Origin of the sequence: Bradyrhizobium sp. (genome assembly GCF_019242285.1) — a bacterium.
Classification (GTDB): Bacteria; Pseudomonadota; Alphaproteobacteria; order Rhizobiales; family Xanthobacteraceae; genus Bradyrhizobium.
In genome coordinates, this window is the sequence record NZ_JAFAVV010000377.1 from 1 (window position 1) to 2,255 (window position 2,255).

The window sequence follows — 2,255 nt, forward strand, 5'->3', positions numbered from 1 at the left end:
CCAGCCTGTCCACGACGCAGCGCTACACCGACGTGGACGCGGCTTCGCTGCACAATGTATGGGCGCGGGCGCACCCGCGTGGAGGGTAAGGGCGGCTAGCCCGCCGCTTCCTCGTCCTTCTCTTCGACATCCTCGCCGAGGTCGTCGTCGGCCTCGGCGGCCATGCTGGTGTGCTCGGCTTCCTCGAGATCGTGGACGACCTCTTCCACAGCGGATGGATCGAGTTTTTTCGCCTCGTCGATCAGCTTGTCGGCCTTCTTCTCATCCCCGCTATCCAGCGCATCGAGCGCGGCCTCGGTCAGGTCCAGCGCCTTGTCACGCTTGTCTTGATCTTTCTCTGCCATGGCATCCTCCTGTCCCGCAGCAGGAGCGCCGCAACGGCGAGGCGGTTTCAGCCCCGAGCCGCTAGCATGATCGCCTTCATGCGCTTCACCACGCCCGGAAGCCCGTCCATCACGGATTGGCCGACCAGGAAATGCCCGATGTTCAGCTCCATCACCTCGGGGATGGCGGCGACCGGGGACACGTTTGCGTAAGTCAGTCCGTGGCCGGCGTGGCACTCGAGCCCGAGGCCGCGCAGCGTCGCCGCACCCGTGCGCAGCCGCTCCAGCTCGCCGTCGCGTCCCTCCGCATACGACCCGGTATGCAGTTCGACCACCTCGGCGCCAAGCCGGGCGGCCGCCTCGAGCTGCACCGGATCAGGGTCGAGGAACAGGGAGACGCGGATGCCGGCCTGCCGCAGCGAACGGATCGGTGTCTCCAGCGCGTTCGCCTGACCTGCGGCGTCGAGCCCTCCTTCCGTCGTCACTTCCGCACGCCGCTCCGGCACGAGGCAGCACGCGGCGGGGCGCAGGCGAAGCGCGATCCCGACCATCTCGTCGGTTGCCGCCATTTCCATGTTCAGCCGGATCTCCGGCGAGGACGCGATGCGCTCGAGGTCGGTGTCCTTGATGTGGCGCCGGTCCTCGCGCAAGTGGACGGTGATGCCGTCCGCGCCGGCTCCGACCGCCACCAGCGCCGCCGCGAACGGGTCGGGGTGCGCGCCGCCTCGGGCGTTGCGAATTGTCGCGACGTGATCGACGTTGACGCCGAGCCGGATCGTCATCGCTGGCGCCCCATCTGGTCGGCCATTCGCAAGGCCGCGATGAGGCTACTCGCGTCGGCCCGGTTTTGCCCCGCGATGTCGAAGGCCGTGCCGTGATCGGGCGAGGTGCGGATGATGGGCAGGCCGAGCGTTACGTTCACGCCGGTTGCCATGTCGAGCGTCTTGAGCGGTATCAAGGCTTGGTCGTGATACATGCAGATCGCGGCATCGTAGCCGGACCGCGCGGCTGGCGTGAACATCGTGTCCGGTGGGTAGGGGCCGGACACGTCGATGCCGTCCCGGCGGAGCTGCCGCTTGGCGGGTTCGATGATCGTCTCCTCCTCATGCCCCATGGCGCCGCCCTCGCCGGCGTGCGGGTTGAGCCCAGCGAGCGCCAGGCGCGGGCGGGAAATCCCAAACTGGGCGCGCAGCGAGTGTGCCGTGATGCGCGCGACGGTCGCGATCATGTCGGTGGACAGCATGTCCAATGCGGCGCGCAACCCGACATGCACCGTGACCGGCACCACTCGCAGGTGGTGGTTGGCCAGCATCATCACCGGATGCGCCGCCCCGGTCAGCGCGGCCAGGAACTCCGTGTGGCCGGGATGCGGGAATCCGGCCTGATACAGCGTCGCCTTGCTGATCGGATTGGTGACGACGGCGCGGGCGCGGGCGGATTGGGCCATCCGGACCGCCTCCTCGATGCTGGCGAGCACCGCGCCGGCATTGGCCGGATCCGGCTGGCCGGGCGTAGGGGGCGTGGCTAGCGGCGTCGCGAGCACCGGCAGCGCGCCGGCGAACACGCCGTCCGCCTCCTCGATCTTACTAATAGGCTGCAACGGCACGCTGTCATCGATGGCACGCAGGCGGGCCGGGTCGTCGAGCACCGCAAACGCTGGCCCGCCGCCGCGCAGCGCTGCCCAGGCCTTGAGCGTCAGCTCGCCGCCGATGCCGGCCGGGTCGCCCATCGTGAGCGCCAGCACGGATCAGGCCTGCTTGAACACCGGCTCGTGCCGGACCGGGAAGTTCACCGAATTGGCGATGAAGCACTTCCGATGCGCCTCTTCGTGCAGCGCGCGGGCGCGCTCGAGGTCCGCGCCGGCGCTGACCGTGATCTCCGGCTGCAGCACGACCTCGGTGAAACGCCCGCCGCCCGAGCTCTCTTCAATCA

4 protein-coding genes are annotated in these 2,255 nt (G+C 69.0%); all 4 read right to left on the bottom strand.

Annotated features, from left to right (window positions below):
• Positions 1-95: 95 nt before the first annotated feature.
• Entirely contained in the window at positions 96-344 is a 249-nt protein-coding gene (locus tag JOY90_RS14665) for a hypothetical protein (RefSeq protein WP_291691837.1), read from the bottom strand.
• Positions 345-391: 47 nt separating this feature from the next.
• Positions 392-1,105: a pyridoxine 5'-phosphate synthase gene (locus JOY90_RS14670; RefSeq protein WP_291691838.1), complete on the bottom strand. Its 714-nt coding sequence runs from the start codon at positions 1,103-1,105 to the stop codon at positions 392-394.
• Positions 1,102-2,052, bottom strand: a complete 951-nt coding sequence (gene pdxA, locus JOY90_RS14675) for a 4-hydroxythreonine-4-phosphate dehydrogenase PdxA (protein WP_291691840.1) — start codon at positions 2,050-2,052, stop codon at positions 1,102-1,104. The genes JOY90_RS14670 and pdxA overlap by 4 nt, the downstream gene beginning before the upstream one ends.
• An 18-nt stretch (positions 2,053-2,070) precedes the next feature.
• Positions 2,071-2,255: OsmC family protein (locus tag JOY90_RS14680; protein ID WP_291691839.1), on the bottom strand; the 185-nt coding region annotated here is incomplete at its 5' end.